Raw genomic sequence first — 3,537 nt, 5'->3', positions numbered from 1 at the left:
GGCGGGCATGCGGTCGAGGCCGGCGCGGGCTGGGCGGCGGCGCATGCCGGCCGACTGGAGCAGCTGCTCCGCCACCTGATCCAGAACGCGGCCGAGGCGGGCGGGCCGGTGACGCTGCGAACGCGGACGGCCGGTGCCACCGTGCGGATCGAGATCGAGGATCGCGGGCCCGGCATGACGCCGGCGTTCGTGCGCGACGAGCTGTTCCGGCCGTTTCATTCCACCAGGCCGGGCGGGTTCGGGATCGGCGCCTATCAGGCGCGCGTCTGGGTGCGCGCGATGGGCGGCACGCTGGCGGTCGACAGCCGCGAGGGCGTCGGCACCACCGTGACGATCACGCTGCCCGGCGTCGTCGCGCTGGACGCGGCGGCATGAGCCGGCCGGTGCTGCTCGTCGTGGAGGACGATCCGGGGCTGCAACGCCAGCTACGTTGGGCCTATGACGGCCATCAGGTGGTGGTGGCGGGCGACCGCGCCGAGGCGCTGGCGGCGGTGGCCGAGCATGCGCCCGCCGTGGTGACGCTCGATCTGGGGCTGCCGCCCGATCCGGACGGGACGGGCGAGGGCTTCGCGACGCTGCACGCGATCCTGGCGGCGGCGCCGGGCACCAAGGTGATCGTCGCCTCCGGCCACGGCGCGCGGGCGAGCGCGTTGCAGGCGATCGCGGACGGCGCGTGGGACTTCTACGCCAAGCCGATCGACATCGACCAGCTCGGGCTGATCGTGGCGCGCGCGTTCCATGTCCATGCGCTGGAGGCGGAGAACCGGCGGCTCGTGGCGGCGGCGGCGCCGAGCGGGTTCGGCGGCATGGTCTATGCCTCGCCCGAGATGACGGCGGTGACGCGGACGCTGGAGCGGGTCGCGCCCGCCGATGTCTCCGTGCTGCTGCTGGGCGCGAGCGGGACTGGCAAGGAGCTGCTCGCGCGCGGGCTGCACGCCGCCTCGCGCCGGGCCGGCAGGCCGTTCGTCCCGCTCCACTGCGCCGCCATCCCGGAGCCGCTGCTCGAAAGCGAGCTATTCGGGCACGAGAAGGGCGCGTTCACCGGCGCGGTGCGGACGGTGGAGGGCAAGATCGAGCAGGCGGCGGGCGGTACGCTCTTCCTCGACGAGATCGGCGACGTGCCGCCCGCGATCCAGGTCAAGCTGCTGCGCTTCCTGCAGGAGCGCGTGGTGGAGCGGGTGGGCGGGCGCCGGCCGATCACGGTCGATTGCCGCGTCGTCGCCGCCACGCATCGGGACGTTGACGCGATGGTCGCCGATGGGCGTTTCCGCGAGGATCTCTACTATCGGCTGGCGGAGATCGTGGTGCGTATCCCCGCGCTGGCGGAGCGGACCGGCGATGCGGCGTTGCTCGTCCGGCATTTCGTGACGCGCTACGCGACGGCGCTCAATCCCAGGGTGACGGGGCTGGCGCCCGACGCGCGCGCGGCGGCGGACGCATGGCGGTGGCCGGGCAACGTCCGCGAGCTGGAGAACCGGGTCAAGCGCGCGGTGATCCTGGCGGAAGGGCGGCGCGTCACCGCCGCCGATCTCGACCTCGCCGCCCTGCCCGACGCCGAGCCGATCAAGCTGCGCCACGTGCGTGAGACCGCCGACCGGCGCGCGATCGCGCGCGCGCTGGCGCGGACCGACGGCAACATCGCCGGCGCGTCGCGGTTGCTCGGGATCAGCCGGCCGACGCTGTACGACCTGCTGAAGGGCTACGACCTCCAGGCCTGATGGCGCCTATCGCCATAACGGCGCGCGTTCGGCGAGCAGGTTGCGGATCGCCGTCGCCGCGACGCCCGCCTCGCCCATCGCATGGCTGATCTGGTCCAGCCCCTTCACCACGTCACCGGCCGCGAACAGGCCGGAAATCGTCGTGCGCTGATGGTCGTCCACCTCCAGGCAGCCCTCGGCCGTCGCCCGCGCGCCCGCGCCGACCGCCAGTTCCGACCGGATGTGCGAGCCCATCGCCGGGTAGACGCTGTCGAACGACAGCCGCCCGCCGGCGGTGTCGAACGCGAACCGGTCGTCCTTGATCGCGAACCCGCCGCACGGCCCGTCGACATGCGCGATCCCCGCCGCGTCCAGCTTGGCCTGGCAGCTCGCGTCCAGTTCGTGCGCCGCGCCGGGGGCGACCAGCGTGACGTCGCGCGTGTAGCCGCGCAGGAACAGCGCCTCGCGCATGCCGTGGTCGCCCGTGCCGATGACGCCGACGCGCTTGTCGGTCACCTCATACCCGTCGCAGATCGGGCAATAGCGGATCAGCCCCGCCTGCACCGCGTCGCGGTGCATCGTCTCGTCCATCGCCGGCCGATGGTTGACCACCCCGGTCGCCAGCAGCACCGTCCGCGCCTCGTGTCGCTCGGCCCCGACCGCCACCGCGAACGTCTCGCCCGCCCGCTCGATGCCGCTCACCGCCGCCGCCTCGCGCACGACGCCATATTCCTCCGCCTGCCGCCGCATCCGCAACAGCAGGTCGACGCCCGGGATGCCGCCCGGGTAGCCGGCATGGTTGCGCGTGCACGGGATCGTCGCCGCCCGGCTCGATCCGCTGTCGAACAGCCGCACCCTGAGGTGGAAGCGCGCCAGATAGATCGCGGCCGTCAGGCCCGCCGGCCCGCCACCGATGATGATGCAATCGTCCACCTTGCGTTCCTCTGACCCTGTATATACCCGCCGTATGCACAGGAGCACTCGGCATGGGTAACGAATACAGGGCCAAGGTGTTCAAGTCCGGCAATTCGGTCGCGCTGCGGCTGCCGAAGGCGCTCGGTATCGTCGAGGGGACCGAGATGGTCGTGCGCGAGGAAGCGGGCAAATTCGTGTTCGAGACGGCCGAGGTGCCGGCCGGCAAGATCGACCTGACCGGCATCTGGGGCTCCCAGCCCTGGCTGGAGGAGGTCGATCGGGTTGAACTGCGGTACGGCACCGATGACGCCCACCCGCATGGTTGAGCCACGCTATCTGCTGGACACCAACGCGCTGATCCACCTGCTGTGCGGCGCTCACCCGCCGTTGCGGCAGCGCGTCCAGCAGCAAGACGTGGGAGCGGTGGTCACGTCCACGCTGTGCGTCGCGGAAGCGCTGGTGGGCGCGCGCGCGAAGGGCAAGGAGGCGGGCCTGGCCGATCTGGTCCGGCGGATCGAACCGGTCCCGTTCGATCTCGCGGCGGCCTTCGCCAACGTGCAGGTTCCGTTCAAGCGCGCGCGTCTCGACCGGTTGATCGCCGCGCATGCCCTGTCGCTGGGACTGATCGTGGTGACGCACAACGAAGCCGATTTCGCGGACGTGCCCGGCTTGACCGTCGAGAACTGGACCCGGTGACCTTCGCCGCCACCGTTCTCACGCTCTATCCCGACATGTTCCCCGGGCCGCTTGGGGCTTCGCTGGCGGGACGGGCGCTGGCGGGGGGGCGGTGGGCGCTCGACACCGTGCAGATCCGCGATTTCGCCACCGACCGGCACCGTTCGGTGGACGACACGCCGGCGGGCGGCGGCGCCGGCATGGTGCTGCGCGTGGACGTGCTCGCCGCCGCGCTGGACAGCGTGCCGCG

The 3,537-nt window shown here is 72.3% G+C and carries 5 protein-coding genes and 1 pseudogene; 5 read left to right on the top strand and 1 reads right to left on the bottom strand.

Annotation, left to right across the window (positions count from 1 at the left end; genetic code table 11):
- Together HUU95_RS11150 and prsR are read left to right on the top strand one after the other, a co-directional pair.
- The coding region (locus tag HUU95_RS11150) for an ATP-binding protein (RefSeq protein WP_254602753.1) at positions 1 to 375 on the top strand (375 nt) is incomplete at its 5' end.
- Positions 372 to 1,718 (top strand): PEP-CTERM-box response regulator transcription factor, encoded by a 1,347-nt coding sequence (gene prsR / locus HUU95_RS11145; RefSeq protein WP_174280179.1) that lies wholly within the window; start codon positions 372 to 374, stop codon positions 1,716 to 1,718. The genes HUU95_RS11150 and prsR, both read left to right, overlap by 4 nt.
- A 6-nt stretch (positions 1,719 to 1,724) precedes the next feature.
- Here the strand turns inward: prsR and HUU95_RS11140 are convergent, their stop codons facing one another.
- The gene (locus HUU95_RS11140) at positions 1,725 to 2,630 is read right to left on the bottom strand and encodes an NAD(P)/FAD-dependent oxidoreductase (RefSeq protein ID WP_174280178.1); all 906 of its coding nucleotides are present in this window, start codon (positions 2,628 to 2,630) and stop codon (positions 1,725 to 1,727) included.
- A 53-nt stretch (positions 2,631 to 2,683) separates the two neighbouring features.
- Here HUU95_RS11140 and HUU95_RS11135 point away from each other — a divergent pair, with 53 nt between their 5' ends.
- The 3 genes and pseudogenes from HUU95_RS11135 to HUU95_RS11125 all read left to right on the top strand — a co-directional run.
- Positions 2,684 to 2,938: an AbrB/MazE/SpoVT family DNA-binding domain-containing protein gene (locus HUU95_RS11135; protein ID WP_174280177.1), complete on the top strand. Its 255-nt coding sequence runs from the start codon at positions 2,684 to 2,686 to the stop codon at positions 2,936 to 2,938.
- Positions 2,931 to 3,308 carry a type II toxin-antitoxin system VapC family toxin gene (locus tag HUU95_RS11130; protein ID WP_174280176.1) on the top strand — a complete coding sequence of 126 codons (378 nt, stop codon included), beginning with the start codon at positions 2,931 to 2,933 and terminating at the stop codon, positions 3,306 to 3,308. Before HUU95_RS11135 ends, HUU95_RS11130 begins: the two co-directional genes overlap by 8 nt.
- A pseudogene (locus tag HUU95_RS11125) lies at positions 3,305 to 3,537 on the top strand (tRNA (guanosine(37)-N1)-methyltransferase TrmD); the annotation flags it as partial. The gene HUU95_RS11130 and the pseudogene HUU95_RS11125, both read left to right, overlap by 4 nt.

The sequence above is a fragment of the Sphingomonas bacterium genome, assembly GCF_903643065.1.
Lineage (GTDB): Bacteria > Pseudomonadota > Alphaproteobacteria > Sphingomonadales > Sphingomonadaceae > Sphingomonas.
This window is presented reverse-complemented; position numbering and strand designations above follow the sequence as displayed.